Source organism: Kitasatospora sp. NPDC085464, from assembly GCF_044541955.1.
GTDB lineage: Bacteria > Actinomycetota > Actinomycetes > Streptomycetales > Streptomycetaceae > Kitasatospora.
This window is the reverse complement of sequence record NZ_JBITTM010000006.1, coordinates 179,823-203,524: the sequence shown is the minus strand read 5'-3', so window position 1 is coordinate 203,524 and position 23,702 is coordinate 179,823. Positions and strand designations below refer to the sequence as shown.

Genomic DNA, 23,702 nt, shown 5'->3' with positions numbered 1-23,702 from the left:
CCTACGGGCGGCGACGTGCGGGGATCTCCCGGCCTAGCGTGAGGGCCGAACAATTCCGCGCGGCATCGACGGTGAGGTTGGAGACTATGCGCGTCCTCGGCTACAGCGGGCTGAACGGCGGTCTGGAATTCAAGCGGGAGGCCTTCCCCGGGCTCGATCCCCGGCTGCACAGGTTCGCCCAGGGCTACGACTCGGCGGCGGCCCTGGTGATCGACGGCGAGGTCGTGGCCGCCGCCGCGGAGGAGCGGTTCACCGGCGAGAAGACCACCGGGTCGTTCCCCGTCAACGCGATCGAGTTCTGCCTGGCGCAGGCCGGTCTGGGGCCCGACGACATCGACGTCCTGGCGCACGGCTTCGCCTACGGGGAGCCGGCCGACAGCTTCGGGAGCCCGCATTCCGCGGCCCGGTTCCGCGAGGTGTACTCGACGGAGTCGCAGCTCGCGCTGGCCGGGAAGTTCCTGCCAGGCCGCCCCTGGGACGACCGCTTCCGGCCCGTCCCGCACCACCTGGCCCACGCCGCCAGCACCTTCTACCCCAGCGGGTTCGAGGAGTCGCTGATCGTGGTGAGCGACGGGATGGGCGAGTCGGAGAGCCTGACCGTCGCGGTCGGCCGGGGCGAGTCCATCGAGGTGCTGAGCACCATCCCGGCCATGCACTCGGTCGGGATCCTCTACAGCCTGGTCACCCACCACCTCGGCTTCGTGCCCTTCATGGACGAGTACAAGGTGATGGGCCTGGCGCCCTACGGCGACCCGCAGCGCTACTACGACCGCTTCGCCGCGATGGTGCGGCTGCGGGAGGACGGCACGTACACCGTCCCCGTGCTGGCCCGGGACCGCACGGCCTTCGAGCACGAGACCCACGAGGGCGTCCTGCGCGAGCTGGCGGCCGTGCTCGGCCCGGCCCGGCTGCCGGGGCAGCCCTCGACCCAGGACCACGCCGACATCGCCGCGGGCCTGCAGGCGATCACCGAGCAGGCGATGCTGCACGTCCTGCGCGCGGCCCGCGAGCGCACCGGCCTGTCCCGGCTCTGCCTGGCCGGCGGTGTCGCGCTGAACTGCACGCTCAACGGCCTGGTCTCGCGCAGCCGCCTGTTCGACGACGTCTTCGTCCAGCCGGCCTCCAGCGACGACGGCACCGCGATCGGTGCGGCGCTCGCGGCGGACGCCGCCGGGGCCTCGCGGGCCGGGCGGATGTCCATGCCGTACTGGGGGCCCGGGTTCTCGGACGAGGAGCTGGCGGCGGCGGTCGGCGAGCCGGAGGGCTGCACCGTCGAGGAGTACGCCACCGACGCCGAACTCGCCGAACGGGTCGCGCAGCTGCTGGCCGACGGCAGCATCACGGCGTGGGTCCAGGGCCGGATGGAGTTCGGCCCCCGCGCGCTCGGCAACCGCAGCATCATCGCCGATCCGCGCACCGAGGCGATGCGCGACCGCCTGAACGAGGTGGTCAAGGAGCGCGAGAGCTTCCGGCCGTTCGCACCGGTGGTCCGCGTCCAGGACGCCGGCGAGTACTTCGAGATCGACCCGGGCACCGAATCCCGGTACGCCCACATGCTGTTCGTGACGCAGACCCGCGCCGAGCAGCGCGACAACCTCGGCGCGGTGACCCATGTCGACGGCAGTGCCCGCGTCCAGGTGCTCCACCCCGCGAGCAACCCGCGGTTCTTCGAGCTGATCGGCGCCTTCGGCCGGCGCACCGGCACGCCGGTGGTGCTGAACACCTCCTTCAACCTGCGTGGCCAGCCGATCATCGCGACCCCGCAGGAGGCGCTGCGCACCTTCCTGCGCTCGAAGCTGGACGCCCTCGTCCTCGGCCGCACCGTCATCGTCAAGGACGCCGAGGAGTCGATCGCCGATGTCGGCTAGCCCCTTCCGGCCCGGCCGGCCGGCCGAGCACGCGACGCTGCCGCCCGACCGGCCGCGCCCGCCGGTGCCGCAGTTCCGGCGCGCGACGGTCAGCCTCGACGGCGCCGCCTTCGCCGAGTGCCTCTCCGAGGTCTCCGCCCGGTACGGGGTCGAGCCGCAGACGGTGGCGGTCGCCGCGGTCGCCGCCGCACTGGCCGCCCGCCACCGCCGCGGCCGCACCGCGCTCGCCGTCGGCACCGCCTTCGGACCGGCCCGACTCCTGGACGTCGAGGTCGAGTCGGGCGGCCGGGCCGCCGCGACGGTGACCCTCGGCCGGCTGGACGCCGAGCTCGAAACCGCGCTGGACACCGAGCCCGGAGCCGGGTCGGAGTCCGCCGGGCGCTCCGGTGTCGCGGTGCTGTTCGGTCGCCCGGCCGAGGAGTGGCGGGGCATCGCACCGCAGCTCGCCGACCGGGACGTGGTGCTCGTCCTCGACCCGGACCGCAAGGAGGCCGGCTGCGAGTTCGACCGCGACCTCTACGACCCCGCCGCCGTGACGGCCTTCTGCGGCGACGTCCGGCAGGTGCTGGCCGCACTCCTGGACTCGCCGGACCTGCCCCTGCTCGACGTCGAGGCGGACGCGGACCCGGAGCCGGCGCAGGCCTCCCCGGCGGCGCCCGGCACCCCCGGACCGACCACCACCGAGGGCCTCCTGACGGCCGTCTGGGCCGAGGTCCTGGACGTCTCCCCCGCCGAGATCGACACCGAGTCCGACTTCTTCGCCCTCGGCGGGCACTCCCTGCTGGCCGCCCGGGTCGCCATGCGGGCGGGCACCCTCTTCGGCGTCGAGCTCACCGTGGAGGACCTCTTCCACCACCCCACGCTCGCCGCGCTCGCCGACCGGATCGACCGGGCCGCGCCCTCGACGGTGCGCCCGATCCCGACCGCACCGGTCGGCGGCGCCCACCCGCTCAGCTCCGCGCAGACCGGGATCTGGCTCGCCGAACAGCTCAACCCCGGCGCGGCGCAGTACAACTTCCCGCTGTACTGGCGGCTGCGCGGCACGGTGGACCCGGACGCGCTGCGCCGGGCCCTGAACGAGCTGGTACGGCGGCACGAGGCGCTACGGCTGCGGATCACCGAGTCGGACGCCGGCCCCGTCCAGAGCCTCGCGCCGGACCCGGCGGCCCCCTTCGAGACCGTCGAACTGCCCGGATCCGACGAGGCGGCCCTCGCCGCGCTGGTCGACCGCACCGTCAACGCGCCCTTCGACCTGGCCGAGAACGCGCTGCGCGCGGTGCTCGTGCGCCTGGCCGAGGACGACTGGGCCTTCGTCCTCGTCGTCCACCACATCGTCTGCGACCAGTGGTCGCTGGCCCACCTCGTCGACGAGCTCGGCGCGCTGTACGCCGGCCGGGCGGGCGCACCGGACGACGGGCCGCGCACCGGCTACCTGGACTACGCGGCCTGGCACCGCGGCGTGCTGGCCGAGCGGCTGCCCGCGCTGCAGGACCACTGGCGGGAGGGCGTGGTCACCGCCCCCGAGGTGGACCTGACGGCGCTGCACCGCTCCGACGCGGGCCCCGGCCTGCGCAGCGGCTGCCACCGCTTCGAGATACCCGCCGGGCTGCTCGGCGAGGTCGAGGCGCTCGGCCGGCGCAGCGGCACCACCCCGTTCATGGTGCTCTACGCCGCCTTCCTCGGTCTGCTGCACCGCTACTCGGGCGGGCACGACCTCACCGTCGGCACCTCCGTCGCCGGCCGCAACCACCCGCAACTCGAAACGACGGTCGGCTCGTTCGTCAACCTCGTGCAGCTGCGCACCGGGCTGGCCACCGGGCTCCCGTTCCGCGAGCTCCTGGACCGCGCCCGGACCACCGTCATCGACGCCTACGCGCACCAGGACTACCCGCTGGAGACCGCCCTGCGGGAGCGGCGGGCCCACGGCGCCCCGGGCTCGCCGCTGACCTCGGTCATCTTCGAGCTGCTGAACGTCGACCCGGTCCGGCTCGTGCTCCCGGGGGCCGAGGCCGAGGAGGTGCCCGTCCGGGTCCGCTCGGCGAAGTTCGGGCTGATGGTGACGCTGGAGTCCACCACCTCGGGGACCATCGGCAACGTCGAGTACCGGGCCGACCGCTACGACGCCGCGCACATCGCCCGGTTCGTCGAGCACTACCTGTCGCTCCTCGCGGCCGTGGTGCGGGATCCGGAGCTGCCGGCCGACGGGTGGCTGCCCGTCGGGGAGCCGGCCGCGCCGGACCGGACCGCCGGGGCCCCGCTCGACGAGGCCCCGGCCGCCGGTCCGGCCCCGGCCGGCGAGGCCCCGACCCACGAGGACCCGGCCGCCGGTCCGGCCCCGGCCTCCGGGCGGCGCGCGGCCCTCGAAACCGTCCTGGCCGACATCTGGGCCGACGAGCTCGGCGTGGAGGCCGTCGGCGCCGACCAGGACTTCTTCGCGCTCGGCGGCTACTCGCTGACCGCGACGCGGATCGTGGCGCGGCTGCGGCGCGAACTGTCCGTCACGGTGCCGCTGCGCGTCCTGCTGGTCGACGGGACGGTCGCCGCGCTGGCGGCGCACATCGAGGCGCACGAGCCCGACCTGCCGGGCCTGCACAGGACCGTCAGGGTCATCCGGCTGGCGCGGGCGGACGAGCACCGGCAGCGGCAGACCGCCGATCAGGAAAGAGGTGCGGCGTCATGACCCACTCGACACACTCGCTACCCGTGTCGCCGACCCAGCAGGGCATCTGGCTGGCCGAGCAGGTCAACCCGGGGCAGCCGGTGTACAACGTGCCGGTCGCGCTGCGCCTGCGGGGCGAGCTGTCCACGGACGGGCTGCGGGACGCCGTCGCGGCGCTCGTGCGCCGCCACCGCGCGCTGCGGACGAGGTTCTCCTCCGCCGCCGGACTCCCCCGCCGGACCGTCCTCGACCACGGCGACGTCCCCGTCCGCGAGCTCCGGCTGACCGACGAGGCGGCCGCCCGGCAGGCCATGGCCGAGGAGATCGCGCGTCCCTTCGCCGTCGCCGGCGACGCCCTGCTGCGGGTGACCGTCCTGCGGTACGCCGAGGACGAGTGCTTCCTGCTGCTGGTGTCCCACCACCTCGTGAGCGACGGCTGGTCGGTGGACGTCCTGCTGGAGGACCTCGCCGCCCACTACCGGCCCGGCGCGGACCGCACGCCCGGACCCGACGAGGGGCCGCAGGAGCCCGAGCTCCGGCCGCTCGACGCCGCCACGGCCGAGGAGAACCTCGCCTTCTGGGAGCGGACGCTGCGCGACGCCCCCGCGGCGACGGAGCTGTTCGGCTCCGGCCGCCCGGCGACGGCCCGCACCAACCGGGGCACGACGTCCCGGTTCACCCTGCCCGACTCGCTCTGCGAGGCCGTGCGCGCCTTCGGCCGCACCCACCGGGTGAGCCCCGCCGTGACGCTCCTCGCCGGGTTCGCCGCGCTGCTCACCCGCTACAGCGGGGAGCAGGACCTCGTCATCGGGACGTCGCTGGCGGGCCGGGACGACCCGCGGACGGACCGGCTGGTGGACTGTCTGGTCAAGGTGGTCCCGCTGCGGATCGCCGCCCGCCCCGGCACCGACTTCACCGGCCTGCTCGACACCGCCCGGGACGCGTTCATCGACGCCCTGGAGCACCAGGACGTCGCCCTGGAGGACCTCGCCCGGCGGCTCGGCACCGACCGGGACGGCTCGCCGCTGTTCCGGATCCTGTTCGGCTACGCCCGCGGCCACGCGGCGCCCCCGATGGCGGGGCTGGAGACCGCCCACGTCCCGGTGAACACCGCGACCGCCAAGTTCGACCTCACCTGGAACGTCAACGACGACGGCGAGCGGATCGAGATCGAGGTCGAACACCGGACCGAGCTGATCGACGCGGAGCTGGTCGAGCGCCTGGTCGGGCACTGGCGCCGACTGCTCGCAGCCCTCCTGGCCGAGCCGGACGCACCCGTGGCGCGCGCCGAACTGCTGTCGGCCGAGGAGCGGGCGCAGCTCGTCGGGACGGCTCCGGCGCCGCGGGTGCGGCCGTCGGCGCCGGAGCGGTTCGCCGCGCAGGTCGCGGCGGCCGGTGACCGCGTCGCGGTCACCGACGGCACCGGCGCACGGCTGACCTACCGCGGGCTCGACGAGCGCGCCGCCCGGCTCGCCGCGCTGCTCGCCGGGGCCGGGGTCGGGCGCGGCGACCGCGTCGGGCTCTGCCTCGGCCGCTCCGCCGACATGGTCGCCGCCGTCCTCGCCGCCTGGCGCCTCGGCGCCGCCTACGTCCCCGTCGACCCCGACAACCCCGCGGACCGGATCGCCTACGTCCTCGACGACGCCGGGGTCCGGCTCGTCCTCACCGACCCGGACACCGTCGGCCTGGTCCCCGCCGGCGGCCGGCGAACGCTCCTCACCACCGCGGCGCCGGACGGCCCCCGGCCCGGAGCCGTCCGCCCGGAGCCCGGCGAACCCGCCTACGTCATCTACACCTCGGGCTCCACCGGCCGGCCGAAGGGCGTCGAGGTCACCCACGGCAACCTGGCCGCGCTGCTGGACGCCGGGGAGCAGACCGTCGGCCTGCGCGACACCGACGTCTGGTCGCTGTTCCACTCGGTCGCCTTCGACTTCTCGGTCTGGGAGATCTGGGGCGCCCTCGCCCACGGCGGGCGCCTGGTGGTCGTCCCGCGCGACGTGACGCGCGACCCGGCGGCCTTCCTCGACCTGCTGGTCCGCGAGCGCGTCACCGTCCTGAACCAGACGCCGTCCGCGTTCCGCCAGCTCGCAGCCGAGGCGGAACGCCGCCCGGAGGCCGAACCGAGCCTGCGCCTGGTCGTGTTCGGCGGCGAGGCGCTCGACCCGGCCGCGGTCCGCACCTGGTGGCGCCGACGGCAGCCCGGCCACCCCGTCCTCGTCAACATGTACGGCATCACCGAGACCACCGTGCACGTCACCTGGCAGGTCCTGGACGAGGAGCGGATCGAGACCGGCAGCAGCCCGATCGGCCGGGCCCTGCCGGGCTACCGGGCGCTCGTCCTGGACGCCCACGGCGAGCCGGTACCGGTCGGCGTGCAGGGCGAACTGCACGTCGGCGGCGAGGCCGTGGCCCGCGGCTACCTCGGACGCCCGGACCTCACCGCCCAGCGCTTCGTCCCGGACCCGTTCGGCGGCGTGCCCGGCGCCCGTCTGTACCGCAGCGGCGACCTCGCCCGCTGGAACGCCCACGGCGAACTCGAATACCTCGGCCGCAACGACGACCAGGTGAAGATCCGCGGCTTCCGGATCGAACTCGGCGAAGTGGCGGCCGCGATCGGCCGACACCCGTCCGTCCGGGGCGCCACCGCGGTCGTCCGCGAGGACACCCCCGGCGACCGCCGGCTCGTCGCCTACGCGGCCTGCCCCGACGGAACCGACTCCCGCGCACTGCGCGACTTCGCCGCAGCCCACCTGCCCGCCCACATGGTCCCTGCCGCAGTCGTCGTCCTGGACGCCCTGCCGCTGACCCGCAACGGCAAGGTCGACCGCGCCGCCCTGCCCGCACCGGACGTCTCCGGCGACGCCGCCTCCTACGTGGCACCGCGCACCCCGGCCGAGGAGGTCCTCGCCGAGGTCTGGGCCGAGGTCCTCCGGGTCGAGCGGGTCGGCGCCGACGACGGCTTCTTCGACCTCGGCGGCGACTCCATCCGCGCCGTGCAGGTGGCCGCCCTCGCCCGCGGGCGCGGACTCGGCATCGCCGTCGCCCAGATCTACCGGCACCGCACCCTCGCCGACCTCGCCGCCGCCGCCGACACGGCCGACGACCGCGCGCGCACCGAGCCCTTCGGGCTGCTCTCCGCGGCCGACCGGGCCCGGATCGCCGACGGCCCCGGAGCCGACCTCGACGACGCCTACCCCATGACGGCCCTCCAGGTCGGAATGATCTACCACATGGCGTCCGACCTGCAGGCGCTGCCCTACGTCAACGCGGCGAGCTACCGCCTGCCGTACCGGTTCGACGAGGAGGCGTTCCGCCGCGCCGTCCGGGCCGTGGTCGCCCGGCACCCCGTCCTGCGGACCGGCTTCGACCTGACGGACTACGACGAGCCGCTGCAACTCGTCCACCGCGAGGCCGACGTGCCGCTCGTCGTCGAGGACCTGCGGGCGCTGAACCCGGCCGAGCAGGACCGGGCCGTCGACGAGCTGCTGGAGCGGGAGCGCCGCCCGTTCGACCTGGAGCGGCCGCCGATGCTGCGCCTGGGCGTCCAGGTGCTCACCGACGACAGCTTCCAGTGGACGCTGGTCGAGCACCACTCCATTCTCGACGGCTGGAGCCTGTGGTCGACGATCACCGAGATCCTCCTGCACTACACCCGGCTCCTGGACGGCGCGGGCCCGGCCGAACTCCCGCCCCCGGCCTCGGCCTACCGCGACTTCGTCGCTCTGGAGCAGCGCGCGTCGGCCTCGCCCGAGTCCCGGCGGTTCTGGTCCGAGACGCTCGCCGGGCACACCCTGCCGCAGCTCCCCGCGCTCGCCGAACAGGCACCCAGGCCCGCCGGGCAGGCCCTGCGCGGCGACGGCGCCAGCGGCGTGGTCGACGGCTACGGCTGGCGCGACGCGCACCTGCCGGCCGGCCTCGGCCCGCGGGTCGGAGCGCTCGCCAGGCGCCTCGGCGTACCGGAGAAGACCGTCCTGCTCGCCGCGCACCTCCAGGTGATCGCGGCGCAGACCGGCCTCGACGACGTCTGCTGCGGCGTCACGCTCAACGGCCGGCTGGAGGAGACCGGCGGGACGGAAGCCCGCGGGCTGTTCCTCAACACCGTCCCGTTCCGGCTCGCGGTGGGCGGCGGGCGCCGGTCCGACCTGGTCCGCCGGGTCTTCGAGGCGGAGGCCGGGATCCTGCCCCACCGCCGGATGCCGTTGGCCCGGATCCGGCAACTCGCCGGCGGGCGCGACCTGTTCACCACCAACTTCACCTTCAACAACTTCCACGTCATGCGCGACACCATGGGCGACGGCGCGCACGCGGACCTGCTCAGCGGCCTGGGCGAACTGACCGCCAGCCGCCGGGTGGAACCGGCCGACGTCCCGCTCACCGTCACGTTCTTCCGCAACCCGCTGACCGACGGCCTGCAGCTGTGCATCGACTACGACGCCCACCGGCTGACCCCGGCCCAGGTCGAGGAGATCGCCGAGCAGCACGTCCGGGCCGTCGAGGCCCTGGTCACCGACCCGGAGGGGGAGCTCGCCGGACCGGCCGCGGCCCCGGCCGCGGCACGCACCGCGACCCCCGTTCCGCAGGGCGTCCTGGCCCGGTTCGCGGCGCAGGTCGCGGCGAACGGCGACGCCACCGCCGTCGCCGACGCGGCGGGCGGACGGCTGACCTACCGCGGGCTCGACGAACGCGCGGCCCGGCTGGCCGCCCTGCTCGCCGGGGCCGGGATCGGGCGCGGCGACCGCGTCGGGCTCTGCCTCGGCCGCTCCGCCGACATGGTCGCCGCCGTCCTCGCCGTGTGGCGCCTCGGCGCCGCCCACGTCCCGATCGACCCCGACCACCCGGCGAGCCGGATCGAGTTCGTCCTCAAGGACGCGGACGTCCCGCTCGTCCTCACCGACCCGGGCACCACCGGCCGCGTCCCGGACGGCACCTGGCGCACGCTCGTCACCAGCCGGGCGGGGAACGCCGACCAGGCCGGGGACGCCGGCCGGGCAGGGAACACCGGAAAGGCAGGGAACACCGACCACGGCGGAACCGTCCGCCCCGAGGGCGCCGAACTCGCCTACGTCATCTACACCTCGGGCTCCACCGGCACGCCCAAGGGGGTCGAGGTCGACTGGCGGTCGCTGGACAACCTGGTGGCCGTCACAGACGAGGTCATGGCCCTGCGCCCGGACGACCGGCTCCTCCAGTTCGCGTCGCTGAGCTTCGACGTGTCCGTCGCCGACCTCGTGTCCGCCCTCACCACCGGCGCCGCCTTCGTCGTCTCCCCCGGCGGGGCCGACCGCGTCGGCGAGGGGCTGGTCGCGGCGATCCGCGCGCACCGGCCGACCGTCCTGTCGATGCCGCCGAGCGTCCTGGCCGGCCTGGACCCCGGCGACCTGCCCGCGCTGCGCCGGGTCGTCGTGGCGGGCGAGGCGCTCCCGGCGCCCCTGGCCGCGCGCTGGGCCGCGGCGGCCGAGCTGGTCAACGCATACGGCCCGACCGAGGCCACCGTCTACGCGACCGCCCACCGCTGCGCCGCGGAGGGCGACGTCCTGATCGGCCGGGCCGTTCCCGGCGCCGTCGCCCACGTCCTGGACGGGGCGGGCCGGCCGGTGCCGCCCGGTGTCCGCGGGGAGCTCTGCATCGGCGGCGTCGGCGTGGCCCGCGGCTACCTCGGCCGCCCCGCGCTGACCGCCGAGCGCTTCGTGCCCGACCCGACCGGCGACGCGCCCGGGGCACGCCTGTACCGGACCGGCGACGTGGCCCGGTGGACGCCCGCCGGCGAGCTCGAATACCTGGGGCGCACCGACGACCAGGTGAAGGTCCGCGGTCTGCGGATCGAACTCGGCGAGGTCGAGGCGCACCTGCGGGCGCACCCCGGGGTCGCCGCCGGTGCCGCCGCCGCGCTCGGCGAGGGCGCGGAGCGCCGGCTGGTGGGGTACGTCGTCCCGGCCGCCTCCGCCGCGGTCCCGGCCGCCTCCGCCGCGGTCTCGGCCGACGAGGTGCGCGCCTGGCTGGGCCGCCGGCTGCCGGCGTCCCTGGTGCCCTCCGCGGTGGTGGTGCTGGACGCGCTGCCGCTGTCGCCGAGCGGCAAGGTGGACCGCGCCGCGCTGCCCGCACCCGTCCGCTCCGCCGCCGCGGCCGGGCACGTGGCGCCGCACACCCCGCTGGAGGAGGCCCTGGCCCGGGTGTGGGCGGAGATCCTCAAGGTGGAGCGCGTCGGCGCGGAGGACGACTTCTTCGACCTCGGCGGGGACTCCGTCCGGGCCGTGCAGATCGCCTTCCGGATCAAGCGCGAACTCGGCCTCCCGCTCAAGCCGGTCGACGTCCAGCTCCACCCCACGGTCGCGGAACTCGCACGCCACCTGGCGGCCTGACGTTCCCGACACCCCGTCAGCACACGGCGGGACCCGCACCATCCGTCATCCCAACCCCTTTCCCCCTGTGGAGGTCTGCCATGTCCGACGACGAACTCGACCTGGACTACAAGGTCGTGGTGAACGACGAGGAGCAGTACTCGATCTGGCCCCAGGACCGGGAGAACCCGCCCGGCTGGCAGGACGCCGGGGCCCGGGGCAAGAAGCCGGACTGCCTGGAGTGGATCGAGCGGAACTGGACCGACATGCGGCCCAAGAGCCTGCGCAGCGCCTAGTCACGGTCGTACGGGACGGAGTTGGAGGTACATCGGATGTCACACGGTCTGGACGCCCGGGAAGACGGGTCGACTCCCGCCCCGGCACCCCTGTCGCCGGACGCACCCGCCGCGGCGGGTGCCGGCCGGCTGCCGCTGTCACCGGCGCAGCAGCGGCTGTGGTTCCTTTCCAGGCTCGGGGAGCACCGGGCCGGGTACAACATGCCCCGGGTGGTGCGGATCTCCGGCCCCCTCGACCGGACCGCGCTCACGGCGGCGCTCGGCGACGTCGTACGGCGCCACGCGGCGCTGCGGACGGTGTTCCCGGAGGTCGCGGGCGAGCCGTGGCAGCAGGTCGTGCCGCCCGGCGACGTCGCCGGTCGGTTCACGGTGGAGTCCGCCGAGTGCGCCGCCGGGGAGGTGCCGGGCAGGGTCGACCTCGCCTGCCGGCACGAGTTCGACCTGACCTCCGAACTCCCCGTCCGGGCATGGCTGTTCGCGACCGGCCCGGCGCAGCACGTGCTGGTGCTGGTGCTGCACCACATCGCGGCGGACGGCTGGTCCCTCGGGCTCGTGGAGCGCGACCTCGGGACGGCCTACGCGGCGCGCCGGGCCGGTGCCGAGCCGGCCTGGCCCGCCCTGCCCCTGGAGTACCCGGAGCACGCGGTGCGCCAGCGCTCGGCGCTCGGCGCGGAGGACGATCCGCAGAGCCTGGTCTCCCGGCAACTCGACCACTGGCGCGAGGAGTTGCGTGGCGCGCCGCAGGAGCTGGTGCTTCCCCGGGACCGGCCGAGGCCGCCCACGGCGGGCTCCTCGCCGGCCGGGACGGTGCACTTCGAGGTCGACGCCGACACCCACCGGGCGCTGACGCGGCTGGCCCGCGAGCACCGGGTCACGCCGTTCGTGGCGCTGCAGGCGGCGTTCGCGGCGCTGCTGAGCCGGCTGGGCGCGGGCACCGACATCCCGATCGGCTCGCCGGTGGACGGCCGGACGGACGAGGACCTGCAGGAGCTCGTCGGGTTCTTCGTCAACACCCTGGTGTTCCGGGTCGACTGCTCGGGCGACCCGACCTTCGGCGAGCTCCTGAAGCGGGTGCGCCGCACGGCCCTGACGGCGTTCGCCCACCAGGACGTCCCCTTCGACCGGGTGGTCGAGGCCGTCAACCCCGTCCGCACCGCGAGCGGCAACCCCCTGTTCCAGGTGAGTTTCTCGCTGGAGGCCGGCGGGGAGGGCGGCCTGGTCCTGCCCGGCCTGACGGTCGCCGAGGAGCCGTTCGGCGCCGGGGCGGCCAAGTTCGACCTCAGCCTCGGCCTGACCGAACACCGCGAGGACGGGCAGCCGGCCGGCCTGAGCGGCGTGCTGGAGTACGCGGAGGACGTCTTCGACCGGGCCACCGCGCAGGCCGTGGCCCGCCGCTGGCAGCTGCTGCTCGCCGGGGCGCTGGCCGATCCGGAGCGGCCGGTCGGCGAACTCCCGGTGACGGACCGGGCCGAGCGGCAGCGGCTGGTCGACCTCGGCAGCGGAGCGGCGGGCGCGCTGCCCGACGTGCGGCCCTCGGCGGTCGAGCGCTTCGCGGCGCAGGTCGCGGCCGTCGGCGGGCACACCGCCGTCACCGACGGCAGTGGCACCCGGCTGACCTACCGCCTGCTCGACGAACGCGCCGCCCGGATCGCCGCGCTGCTGGCCGGCGCGGGCGTCCGGCGGGGCGACCGGGTCGCGGTCTGCCTCGGCCGCTCCGTCGACATGGTCGCCTCCGTGCTCGCCGTCCTGCGGCTCGGCGCCGCCTACGTCCCCGTCGACCCGGACTACCCGCCGGCCCGCCTGCGGTTCATCCTCGACGACGCCCGGGTGCCGCTCGTCCTCACCGACCCCGGTACCGCGGCCCGCGTCCCGGACGGGCCGTGGCGCACCCTCGACGCCACCGGCGCGACGGACGCGACCGGCGCGACGGACGCGACCGGCGCGACGGACGCGACCGGCGCGACGGACGCGACCGGAACGACCGGCGCCGCCGACCCGGCCGAAGCCCCCGGGCCTGCGCCCGTACGGCCCGAGCCGGCCGAACTCGCCTACGTCATCTACACCTCCGGCTCCACCGGCCGGCCCAAGGGCGTCGAGGTCACCCACGGCAACCTCGCCGCGTTCCTGGCCTCCGTCCAGGGCCTCGCGGACCCGTCGGACACCGACGTGTGGACGCTGTTCCACTCGCTCGCCTTCGACTTCTCGGTCTGGGAGATCTGGGGCGCGCTGGCCTTCGGCGGCCGACTGGTCGTCGTGCCCCGCGAGGCGGGGATGGACCCGGACGCGCTGCACGGGGTGCTGGCCCGCGAGCAGGTCACCGTCCTGAGCCAGACGCCGTCCGCCTTCCGGCAGTTCGTGGCCCGGGAGGAACGGCACCCGCTGGACGCGCTGCGGCTGCGGCTGGTCGTGCTCGGCGGCGAGGCGCTCGACCTCTCGACCGTCGGCAGGTGGCAGCGCCGGCACCCGGCGGACTCCACCCGGCTGGTGAACGCCTACGGCGCCACCGAGAACACCGTGTTGACGACCTGGCGGGTGCTGGCCCCCGTCGGGACCGGGCCCGCCGCCGCGGCCGAGGGGAACGCCTCCCCCATCGACGGCACGATCCCGGGCTGGCGGCTGGTCGTCCTGGACGCCCGCGGCGAGCCGGTGCCCACCGGGGTCGTCGGCGAGATCCACGTCGGCGGTCCCGGCGTGGCCCGCGGCTACCTCGGCCGCCCCGCGCTGACGGCCGAGCGCTACCTCCCGGACCCGTTCGGCGACGTGCCCGGCGGCCGCCTCTACCGCACCGGCGACCTGGGCCGGTGGAACGCCGCCAGCGAACTGGAGTACTGCGGCCGCACCGACGACCAGGTGAAGATCCGCGGCTTCCGGATCGAACTCGGCGAGGTCGAGGCCGCCATCGGCCGGCACCCGTCCGTCCGGGGCGCCGCCGTGCTCGTCCGCGAGGACACCCCCGGCGACCGCCGGCTCGTCGCCTACGCGGCCTGCCCCGACGCGACGGACCCCCGCGCACTGCGCGACTTCGCCGCCGCCCACCTGCCCGCCCACATGGTCCCCGCCGCGGTCGTCGTCCTCGACGCCCTGCCGCTGACCCGCAACGGCAAGGTCGACCGCGCCGCCCTGCCCGCACCGGACGTCTCCGCCGGGCCCACCGGCCGCGAACCCGCGAACGCCACCGAGGAGGCGCTGTGCGGACTGTTCGCCGACGTCCTCGACCTGGACCGGGTCGGCGTCGAGGACGCCTTCTTCGAGCTCGGCGGGCACTCGCTGCTGGTCATCCGGCTGGTCGACCGGATCCGCGCCGCCCTCGGCGTGGAACTGTCCATCCGGGCCGTCTTCGAGGCCCCGACCCCGGCCGGCCTGGCCGCCACCGTCGCCCTCGGGCAACAGGCCCGCACGGCCGTGCGCCCCGCGGTGCGCCCGGAACGCCTGCCGCTGTCCTTCGCCCAGCGCCGCCTCTGGTTCCTCAACGAGCTCGACGGCGGGGCGGCCTACAACATCCCGTACGCAGCGCGCCTCACGGGCGCCCTGGACGTCGAGGCACTGAACGCCGCCCTGGGCGACGTCGTCGACCGGCACGAGTCGCTGCGCACCATCCTGCCCACCGAGGACGGCCGCCCCTGGCAGAAGGTCCTGACCGGCCCGGAGGCCCGGACCGCCCTGACCGTCACCGACACCACCCCGGAGGCGCTGGAGGCCGAACTCGCCGGGGAGAGCGGGAAGGTCTTCCGGCTCACCACCGAACCCGCCCTGCGCGCCCGCCTCTTCCGCCTCGCCCCGGACGAGCACGTCCTGCTGCTGGTGGTCCACCACGTGGCCTGCGACGGCTGGTCGCTGGAGCCGCTGCTCGACGACCTCGCCGAGGCGTACGCGGCACGCCGCACCGGCACGGCCCCGGCCCGGCCGCCGCTGCCCGTCCAGTACGCCGACTTCACGCTGTGGCAGCGGGACCTCCTCGGCGCCGAGGACGACCCGGCGAGCCGGCTCTCGCAGCAGACCGAGTACTGGCGCCGGACCCTCGCCGGCATCCCCGACCAGCTCGCGCTGCCCTTCGACCGGCCGCGCTCGGGCACGGTCAGCCTGCGCGGCGGGGAGGTCGCGGTCGAGGTCGGCCCGGCGCTGCACGCCGCCCTGGCCGCCACCGCACGGGCCCACGACTGCACCGTGTTCATGGCGCTGCAGGCCGCGGTCGCCGTGGTGCTCTCCCGCTGCGGCGCCGGGCCCGACATCCCGCTGGGCACGGCCACCTCCGGGCGCGCCGACGCCGTGCTGGACGGCCTGGTGGGCTTCTTCGCCAGCACCCTGGTGCTGCGCACCGACGTCTCGGGCGACCCGACCTTCGCCGAACTCCTCGGCCGGATCCGGGAGGCCGACCTCGGCGCCTACGCCCACCAGGACGTCCCGTTCGAGACCCTGGTCGAGGCGCTCAACCCGGCCCGGGTACCCGGCGCCAACCCCCTGTTCCAGGTGAGCGTCTCCATGCTGAACAGCATCAGCGCGGAACTCGCCCTCCCGGGGCTGGCGGTCGCCCCCCACGACCTGAGCATGGGCATCTCGGCCTTCGACCTGTCCTTCGTGTTCGGCGAGCGCCCGGGCTCCGACGACGCGTCCGGGCCGGCCGCCGGCCTGGTCGCCGCGATCGGGTACGACGCCGACCTGTTCGACCACGCCACCGTCGAGGGCATCGCCGACCGGCTGGTGCTGGTGCTGGAGGCGCTGGCCGCCGACCCGGGCCGCCGCATCGGCGAGGTCGGGCTGCTCTCCGCCCGGGAGCGCCGGCAGGTCCTCCGGGAGTGGAACGACACCACCACCGAGGTGCCGGCGGGGACGCTGCCCGAGCTCTTCGCCGCCCGGGCCGCGCACACCCCCGCGGCCCCGGCGGTCCGCTGCCTCGGCACCGAGCTGACGTACGCCGAACTCGACGCCGGCGCCAACCGGCTGGCGCACGAGCTGATCGCCCGCGGCATCGGGCCGGGCCGCCGGGTGGCCCTCGCCCTGCCCCGCTCGGAGCAGGGCGTGGTGGCCCTGCTCGCGGTCCTGAAGGCCGGGGCGGCCTACCTCCCGGTCGACCCGTCCTACCCCGCCGACCGCGTCGCCTTCATGCTCCGGGACGCGGCCCCGGCCTGTGTGCTCAGCACCGGCGAGGTCGCCGCCGCCCTGCCCACCGCCCCCGGCCTGCCGGTCCTGGCGCTGGACGACGAACAGCTGCGGCGCTCGGTCGCGGACCGGCCCGCCGCGGCGCCCACCGACGCGGACCGGACCGCGCCGCTGCTCCCGGCCCACCCGGCGTACGTGATCTACACCTCCGGGTCGACGGGCCGCCCGAAGGGCGTGGTGGTCTCCCACCGCGGCGTCCCGAGCATGGTGCACGCCCAGGCGGCGACGCTCGGCGTCGACGCCGACAGCCGGGTGCTGCAGTTCGCCTCGACGAGCTTCGACGCCTCCGTCTGGGACACCTGGATGGCACTGCTGACCGGCGGGTGCCTGGTCGTCGTCCCGGAGGCCGACCGCGTCCCGGGCCCGGCCCTGGCGGACTTCCTGCGCGTCCACGGCATCACCCACGCCACCCTGCCGCCCGCCGTGGTCCTCGCCACCGAGTTCGACGAGGACGTCGCCGGCGTCACGCTGATCACCGCCGGCGAGGCCTGCACCCCCGCCGTCCTCGACGCGGCCCGGCACTTCGCGAAGGTGGTCAACGCCTACGGCCCCACCGAGTCCACGGTGTGCGCGACCATGCGCACCGTCGACGGGGTGCCGCAGGCCGTCCCGATCGGCCGACCGGTGGCGAACACCCGGGTGTACGTGCTGGACGCGCGGCAGCGCCCCGTCCCGCCCGGCGTGCCCGGGGAGCTGTACCTCGCGGGCGCCGGGCTGGCCACCGGCTACCTGAACCGGCCCGCGCTGACGGCGGAGCGCTTCCTGCCCGACCCCTTCGGTGCTCCCGGCGAGCGCCTGTACCGCACCGGCGACCTGGTGCGGTGGACCGCGGACGGCGAGCTGGTCTTCCTCGGCCGGACGGACGAGCAGATCAAGATCCGGGGCTTCCGGGTCGAGCCCGGCGAGGTCGAGGCGGTGCTCACCGGCCACCCGGAGGTCGCCCACGCCGCGGTGGTCGCCCGTGAGGACCGCCCGGGGGACGTCCGGCTGGTCGCCTACGCCGTCCTGGCGGCCGGTCGGCAGCCGCAGGACCGGGACCCCGCCGGCGCCCTGCGCCGCTACGCGGCCGAGCACCTGCCCGAGTACCTCGTTCCCGGCGACGTTCTGGTCCTCGACCGGCTGCCGCTGACCCCGAGCGGGAAGCTCGACCGCAAGGCCCTGCCCGCGCCGTCGGCGAGCGGGCCCGCCGCGGAGGGCCGGGCCGGCGACGGCCGGGCCGGCGAGGACGCCCCGGACGACCCGCGCACGGCCGTGCTGGTCCGGCTCTTCGCGCAGGAGCTCGGCCTGGACCGGGTCGGTCCGGACGACTCGTTCTTCGAGCTGGGCGGTCACTCGCTGCTGGCGACCCGGCTGATCGGCCGGATCCGCGCCCTGCTCGGCGCCGAGATCGGCATCGCGACGCTGTTCGAGGCGCCCACCGCCGCGGGGCTCGCCGCCCGACTGGACGAGGCCCCGACCGACCCCTACGCCAGCGTCATCGAGCTCCGGCGCGGCCGGGCGAGCAGCCGCCCGGTCTTCTGCATCCACCCCATCGGCGGGCTCAGCTGGTGCTACAGCTCCGTCCTGCCCCACCTGGAGCGGGACCAGCCGGTCTACGGGATCCAGGTGACGGAGAGCCACGGCCGCTTCAAGGCGGTCGAGTCGCTCGACGCGCTGGCCCGGCGCTACGCGGACCTGATCACCGCGACGCACCCCGACGGCCCGTACGTCGTCATGGGCTGGTCGCTCGGCGGGGTCCTGTCCTACGAGGTCGCCCGCCTGCTGGAGGCCTCCGGACGGACGGTCGACCTGGTCGTCCTCTTTGACGCCTGGCCGTACGAACGCCCGGTGACGCCCGAGGAGCTGGACGGCGACTTCGCCGCGTGGGTGACCGGCGAGGTCATCGCCGGCCCGTCCGCCGACGGCGCCCTCGACGCCCGCCAGAGCCGGGCCCTGGTCCGCGCGGCCAAGGGCGTCGCCGCCCTCCTCGGGCCGCCGCACCCGGACGGCTACCACGGGCGGGTCCTGAGCATCGCCGCCGCCAAGACCGTCGCCGAGCGGGGCTCCGCCGCGCAGGCCTGGCAGCCGTACCTCACCGCAGCCGAGCACCACGTGGTGGACTCCGACCACGACGCGATGATGACGCCCGCCGTCATGGAGCAGTCGGGGCCGCTGGTGACGGCCGCCCTGCGGGCCCCGCGGGACGACCGGGCGACCGCACCGGAGGCCCGCCGTGACTGACCACCACGCCCCCGGGGCCGACGCCGATCCCGATCCCGACCTCGACCCCGACCTGGACGTCCCGGACCCCCGCGATCCGCGTCCGCTCGGCGACGACCGCCTCGTCTTCATCCGCCCGGTGCTCCAACCGGACGGCAAGGTCGTCGCCGGGAACTTCTCCTACTACGACGCCTCCGAGGACACCGCCGGGTTCGAGGAGGCCCGGGTCCGCTACGCGTTCGGCACCGAGCGCCTGTTCATCGGCCGCTACTGCTCCATCGCCGCGGGCGTGACCTTCGTGATGGCCGGCGCGAACCACGTCTTCGACGGTCCGACGGGCTATCCGTTCCTCAGCTTCGAGGGCGACTGGCGCGACAGCCTGCTCGACGACCTGATCGCCCGGGGGCCGGGCCGCAAGGGCGACACCCGGATCGGCAACGACGTCTGGATCGGCCGCGGCGCCACCATCATGCCCGGGGTGACCGTCGGCGACGGCGCCATCATCGGCGCGGGCGCCCTGGTCGCCTCCGACGTGGCGCCGTACCGGATCGTGGGCGGCAACCCGGCCCGGGTGATCCGCGCCCGCTACGGCCCCGAGGACGTCGAGCGGCTGCTCACGGCCCGCTGGTGGGACTGGCCGGTGGCGACCGTCTCCCGGCACCTCCCGGAGCTGGTCCTCGGCCGGCCCGAACGGATCCTGTCCATCGCGCGGGCCGAGCAGCTGCTCGGCCCGGCGCCGGCCACCACCCAGGGAAGCGCGTCATGACGAAAGCAACCGGCATCCCCGGCGCCCCGCCGACGGTCGACCTCGCCGACCCGGCCCTGTACGGGGCCGGCGACCCGGAGGCGGTGTGGGCCGGACTGCGCCGCGACCACCCCGCCCACTGGAACGAGTCCCCGGACGGCAGCGGCTTCTGGGCCGTCACCCGGCACGCCGACGTCCAGCGGGTGCTCAAGGACACCGCGACCTTCACCTCCGCCCAGGGCATGCGGATCGGCCACAACCCGACCGCCACCGCCGAGGCCGCCGGGAAGATGCTCATCGTCACGGACGCGCCCCGGCACGCGAAGATCCGGCGGGTGATCAGCTCCGCGTTCACTCCGCGCACGGTCGCCCGCCTGGAACAGAACATGCGGACGATCGTCCGCGAGGAACTGGAGCCGGTGCTGGCCGGCGAGCCCTGCGAGTTCACCGACTTCGCCGCCGTCCTGCCGGTGGCCGTGATCTGCGACCTGCTGGGCGTGCCGAAGAGCGACTGGCGCTTCATGCTCGACTCCACCCGGGCCGCCTTCGGCGCCTCCGACGTCGACCCGATCGCCCGGCTCGAAGCACACGCCGGCATGCTCGCCTACTACGCCGACCTCGTCGACTTCCGCCGCGAGGAACCGGGCGAGGACGTCATCAGCGCCATGGTGAACGGCCTCGTCGACGGCGAGCCGCTCACCGACGAGGAGATCTTCCTCAACTGCGACGGCCTCATCTCGGGCGGCAACGAGACCACCCGGCACGCCACCGTCGGCGGGCTCCTCGCCTTCGCCGCCGACCCCGACCAGTGGCGGCTCGCGGCCGCCTCCCCCGACCGGATGGACGGCGTCGTCGACGAGGTCCTGCGCTTCACCAGCCCGGCGATGCACGTGCTGCGCACGGCCTCCCGGGACGTCGAGATCGCCGGCCGGTCGATCCGGGCCGGCGACCCGGTGACGGTCTGGATGCCGTCGGCGAACCGGGACGAGACGGTCTTCGAGGCGCCCGAGCGCTTCGACGTCCGGCGCACGCCCAACCCGCACGTCTCCTTCGGCGTCGGCCCGCACTTCTGCCTGGGCGGGGCCCTCGCCCGCACCGAACTGCGGGTCCTGTTCACCGAGTTGCTCGCCCGCGCCGAAGGCGCCGAACCGGCCGGCCCGGCCCGCAGGCTGCACTCCAACCTCATCCGGGGCCACGAGTCCGCACCCGTCCTGCTGCACCCCCGCGACGGCCGGGAGAGGCGGTGAAGCCGCTCGCGGACCCCCGCTTCCGCCGCCTGCTCATCGGCCAGGCGCTCTCCGGCTTCGGCAGCAGCGCCCTGTTCCTGACCCTGGGCATCTGGGCCAAGGACCTCACCGGCAGCAACGCCGCCGCCGGTGGGGTCGAGGCCGCCCTCGGCGCGCCCATGGTGCTGTCGCCGCTCTTCGGCCACCTCGCCGACCGGGTGCGGCGGCGCCCGCTGCTCATGGCCACCAACGCCCTGATGGCGCTGGCCGTGCTGTCCCTGCTCGCGGTGCACGGCGACGAACAGCTGTGGATCATCTACCTGGTTGCGGTCTGCTACGGCGTCGCCTTCGGCGTCCTCGGCGCCGCGTCCGCCGGAATCCGCCGCGACCTCCTCCCCGACGACCAGCTGACCGGCGCCAACGCCCTCCTGCAGACCGTCGCCCAGGGGCTGCGCATCATCGCCCCGCTGGTCGGCGTGGCGGTCTACGCGGCCGCCGGGGCCGGAACGCTCGCCGTGCTCAACTCCCTCACCTTCCTGGCCGCGATCCTGGCGCTCGCCGGCCTGCGGGTCGAGGAGTCGGTCGGACCGGAGTCGCCACGGGAGCCGTTCCTCCGCAGCGCCCTCGCCGGCGTGCGGCACATCGGCGCCACACCGGTGCTGGCCCGGATCGGCTACGCGGCGGCCTGCGCGTTCTGCGTTATCGGCCTGAGCCAGACCGTGATGTTCGCGGTGGTGGACGAGGGGCTCGGCCGGCCGCCGTCGGCGCTCGGCCCGCTGAACGCCGTCCAGGGCGTCGGTGCGGTGGTCGGCGGCCTCACGGTCTCCGCGCTGATCCGGCGGGTCGGCATGGCGCGCACCGCCGGCCTCGGGATCGGCGCGTTCACGGTGGCGGCGCTCGGCTACTGCGCGCCGAACCTGGCGTTCGTCGTCGCGGGCGAGGTCGCGGACGGGATCGCCATCACCTGGATCATGGTGGTGCTGTCGTCCGCGGCGCAGCTCCACACGCCGTCCCGGCTGCAGGGCCGCGTCAACGCCATCTGCACGATGCTGGTGCTGGTCCCGCAGTCGCTGTCGCTGGCCGCCGGCACGGTCCTCATCGACCGCTTCGACTACCGGACTCTGCTGATCGCAATGGCGGCGGTCACCGCGGCCTGCGCCGCCGCGCTGGTGCTGAGGCCGGTCCCCGCGCTCACCGAGCGGACGTTCGTGACCTCGGCGCCGACCGCCCCGGCTGACCCCGCCGACCCTGCCGTCCCTGCCGACCCTGCCGACCCTGCCGACCCTGCCGACCCTGCCGACCGGGCAGTCGCTGCAGACCGGGACACCGCCGGCTCCGGCCCCCCGGCGCAGCGCTGAGGCCGCCGACCGGGCCCGGACGCGACTCCCCCGCGGGGTGGCGTCCGGGCCCGGTCGGCGTTCGACCGACGGCACGCCGCCCCGCCCCTCGCCGCGCCGACACGCCGCGTACTCGCCGTATCGACGGAGAGTCACCGCACCGCCGCCGCCCGCCCGTCCATGCGAAGCGACCGTTCTCGGCGCCCCGCGCCGCCCGCCGCAGAACTCGCCGCCCCAACCATGTTGTGAGGCAAGCGAATTGACCGGATCCACACCCGCCGGAGACCGGCCCCACAAGGAGCCGCCCCGGCCGACTCGATCGTATGCTCTTGCGGTCCTCTGCAAATCTATGCCAGAGTTCGGGGCATCGGATCGAGTACGCCGAATCCCGTCACACAACGCTGAATCAGGGGCCCGCCCGCGCGGGTCATAGGGTGCATCCATGTCGAAGGTCTTGAGCAAGCTGCCGGTCGGTGAACGGATCGGCATCGCATTCTCCGGTGGGTTGGACACCTCCGTCGCCGTCGCGTGGATGCGCGAGCACGGTGCCTTCCCGTACGCCTACACGGCCGACATCGGCCAGTACGACGAGCCGAACCTCGCCGACGTCCCCGCCCGCGGCCGCGCGTACGGCGCCGAGCAGGCCCGGCTGGTCGACTGCCGGGCCCCGCTGGTCGAGGAGGGCCTGGCCGCCCTCGCCTGCGGCGCCTTCCACATCCGCTCCGCCGGGCAGACGTACTTCAACACCACCCCCCTCGGCCGCGCCGTGACCGGCACCCTGCTGGTCCGCGCCATGCAGGAGGACGGGGTGTCCATCTGGGGCGACGGCTCCACCTACAAGGGCAACGACATCGAGCGGTTCTACCGCTACGGCCTGCTCGCCAATCCCAGCCTGCGGATCTACAAGCCGTGGCTGGACCAGGCGTTCGTCGACCAGCTCGGCGGCCGCAAGGAGATGTCCGAGTGGCTCGCCGAGCGCGACCTGCCCTACCGGGACTCCGCCGAGAAGGCCTACTCCACCGACGCCAACATCTGGGGCGCCACCCACGAGGCCAAGCGGCTGGAGTACCTGGACACCTCGATGGAGATCGTCAGCCCGATCATGGGCGTGGCCTTCTGGGACCCCGAGGTCGAGATCCCGACCGAGGACATCACCGTCGAGTTCGAGTTCGGCCGCCCGGTCCGGATCAACGGCCAGGAGTTCGCCAGTGCCGTCGACCTCGTCCACGAGGCCAACACCATCGGCGGGCGCCACGGCCTCGGCATGTCGGACCAGATCGAGAACCGGATCATCGAGGCCAAGAGCCGCGGCATCTACGAGGCCCCCGGCATGGCGCTGCTGCACATCGCCTACGAGCGGCTGCTCAACGCCATCCACAACGAGGACACCCTCGCCACCTACCACACCCAGGGCCGCCGCCTCGGCCGGCTGCTGTACGAGGGCCGGTGGTTCGACCCGCAGTCGCTCATGCTCCGGGACAGCATGCAGCGCTGGATCGGCCACCCGGTCACCGGCAGCGTCACGCTGCGGCTGCGGCGGGGCCAGGACTACTCGGTCATCGACACTCAGGGCCCCAACTTCAGCTACCACCCGGAGAAGCTGTCGATGGAGCGCAGCGTCGACGCCGCGTTCGTCCCGGACGACCGCATCGGCCAGCTGACCATGCGCAACCTCGACATCGCCGACTCGCGCAGCAAGCTGGAGCAGTACGCGGTCCACGGCCAGCTGGCGCCGTGGAGCGGCCTGATCGGCGAGCTCGCCCCCGGCGGGGCCGCGCCCATCGCCGCCGGCAACGGCGACGCGGAGGAGTCCACCGCGCTCGACCACGCCGCGATCGAGTCCGGCACCGACTGACACGTCCGGCCCGGCCGACACG

General features: G+C 75.2%; 9 protein-coding genes. All 9 read left to right on the top strand.

What is annotated here, in order from left to right; translation table 11 throughout:
- The first annotated feature begins 86 nt into the window (after positions 1-86).
- The 9 genes from ACIGG8_RS07780 to argG all read left to right on the top strand — a co-directional run bounded on the left by ACIGG8_RS07780 (position 87) and on the right by argG (position 23,680).
- Positions 87-1,868: a carbamoyltransferase gene (locus ACIGG8_RS07780; protein ID WP_396546331.1), complete on the top strand. Its 1,782-nt coding sequence runs from the start codon at positions 87-89 to the stop codon at positions 1,866-1,868.
- Positions 1,858-4,548: a condensation domain-containing protein gene (locus ACIGG8_RS07775; RefSeq protein WP_396546330.1), complete on the top strand. Its 2,691-nt coding sequence runs from the start codon at positions 1,858-1,860 to the stop codon at positions 4,546-4,548. The genes ACIGG8_RS07780 and ACIGG8_RS07775 overlap by 11 nt, the downstream gene beginning before the upstream one ends.
- The gene (locus tag ACIGG8_RS07770) at positions 4,545-10,886 is read left to right on the top strand and encodes an amino acid adenylation domain-containing protein (RefSeq protein WP_396546329.1); all 6,342 of its coding nucleotides are present in this window, start codon (positions 4,545-4,547) and stop codon (positions 10,884-10,886) included. The genes ACIGG8_RS07775 and ACIGG8_RS07770 overlap by 4 nt, the downstream gene beginning before the upstream one ends.
- Before the next feature lie 80 nt (positions 10,887-10,966).
- Entirely contained in the window at positions 10,967-11,161 is a 195-nt protein-coding gene (locus ACIGG8_RS07765; protein ID WP_350522721.1) for an MbtH family protein, read from the top strand.
- A gap of 36 nt (positions 11,162-11,197) precedes the next feature.
- Positions 11,198-18,538 (top strand): amino acid adenylation domain-containing protein, encoded by a 7,341-nt coding sequence (locus ACIGG8_RS07760; RefSeq protein ID WP_396546328.1) that lies wholly within the window; start codon positions 11,198-11,200, stop codon positions 18,536-18,538.
- The gene (locus tag ACIGG8_RS07755) at positions 18,531-19,283 is read left to right on the top strand and encodes a CatB-related O-acetyltransferase (protein ID WP_396546327.1); all 753 of its coding nucleotides are present in this window, start codon (positions 18,531-18,533) and stop codon (positions 19,281-19,283) included. Before ACIGG8_RS07760 ends, ACIGG8_RS07755 begins: the two co-directional genes overlap by 8 nt.
- The gene (locus ACIGG8_RS07750) at positions 19,280-20,509 is read left to right on the top strand and encodes a cytochrome P450 (protein WP_396546326.1); all 1,230 of its coding nucleotides are present in this window, start codon (positions 19,280-19,282) and stop codon (positions 20,507-20,509) included. Before ACIGG8_RS07755 ends, ACIGG8_RS07750 begins: the two co-directional genes overlap by 4 nt.
- Entirely contained in the window at positions 20,506-21,846 is a 1,341-nt protein-coding gene (locus tag ACIGG8_RS07745) for an MFS transporter (RefSeq protein WP_396546325.1), read from the top strand. The genes ACIGG8_RS07750 and ACIGG8_RS07745 overlap by 4 nt, the downstream gene beginning before the upstream one ends.
- A 421-nt stretch (positions 21,847-22,267) precedes the next feature.
- The gene (argG, locus tag ACIGG8_RS07740; RefSeq protein ID WP_350522726.1) at positions 22,268-23,680 is read left to right on the top strand and encodes an argininosuccinate synthase; all 1,413 of its coding nucleotides are present in this window, start codon (positions 22,268-22,270) and stop codon (positions 23,678-23,680) included.
- Positions 23,681-23,702: the final 22 nt, after the last annotated feature.

Coding starts and splice junctions, on each gene's coding strand:
- ACIGG8_RS07775 (WP_396546330.1), top strand. CDS start 1,858: ATGTCGGCTAGCCCCTTCCGGCCCGGCCGGCCGGCCGAGCACGCGACG.
- ACIGG8_RS07765 (WP_350522721.1), top strand. CDS start 10,967: ATGTCCGACGACGAACTCGACCTGGACTACAAGGTCGTGGTGAACGAC.
- ACIGG8_RS07780 (WP_396546331.1), top strand. CDS start 87: ATGCGCGTCCTCGGCTACAGCGGGCTGAACGGCGGTCTGGAATTCAAG.
- ACIGG8_RS07750 (WP_396546326.1), top strand. CDS start 19,280: ATGACGAAAGCAACCGGCATCCCCGGCGCCCCGCCGACGGTCGACCTC.
- ACIGG8_RS07760 (WP_396546328.1), top strand. CDS start 11,198: ATGTCACACGGTCTGGACGCCCGGGAAGACGGGTCGACTCCCGCCCCG.
- argG (WP_350522726.1), top strand. CDS start 22,268: ATGTCGAAGGTCTTGAGCAAGCTGCCGGTCGGTGAACGGATCGGCATC.
- ACIGG8_RS07770 (WP_396546329.1), top strand. CDS start 4,545: ATGACCCACTCGACACACTCGCTACCCGTGTCGCCGACCCAGCAGGGC.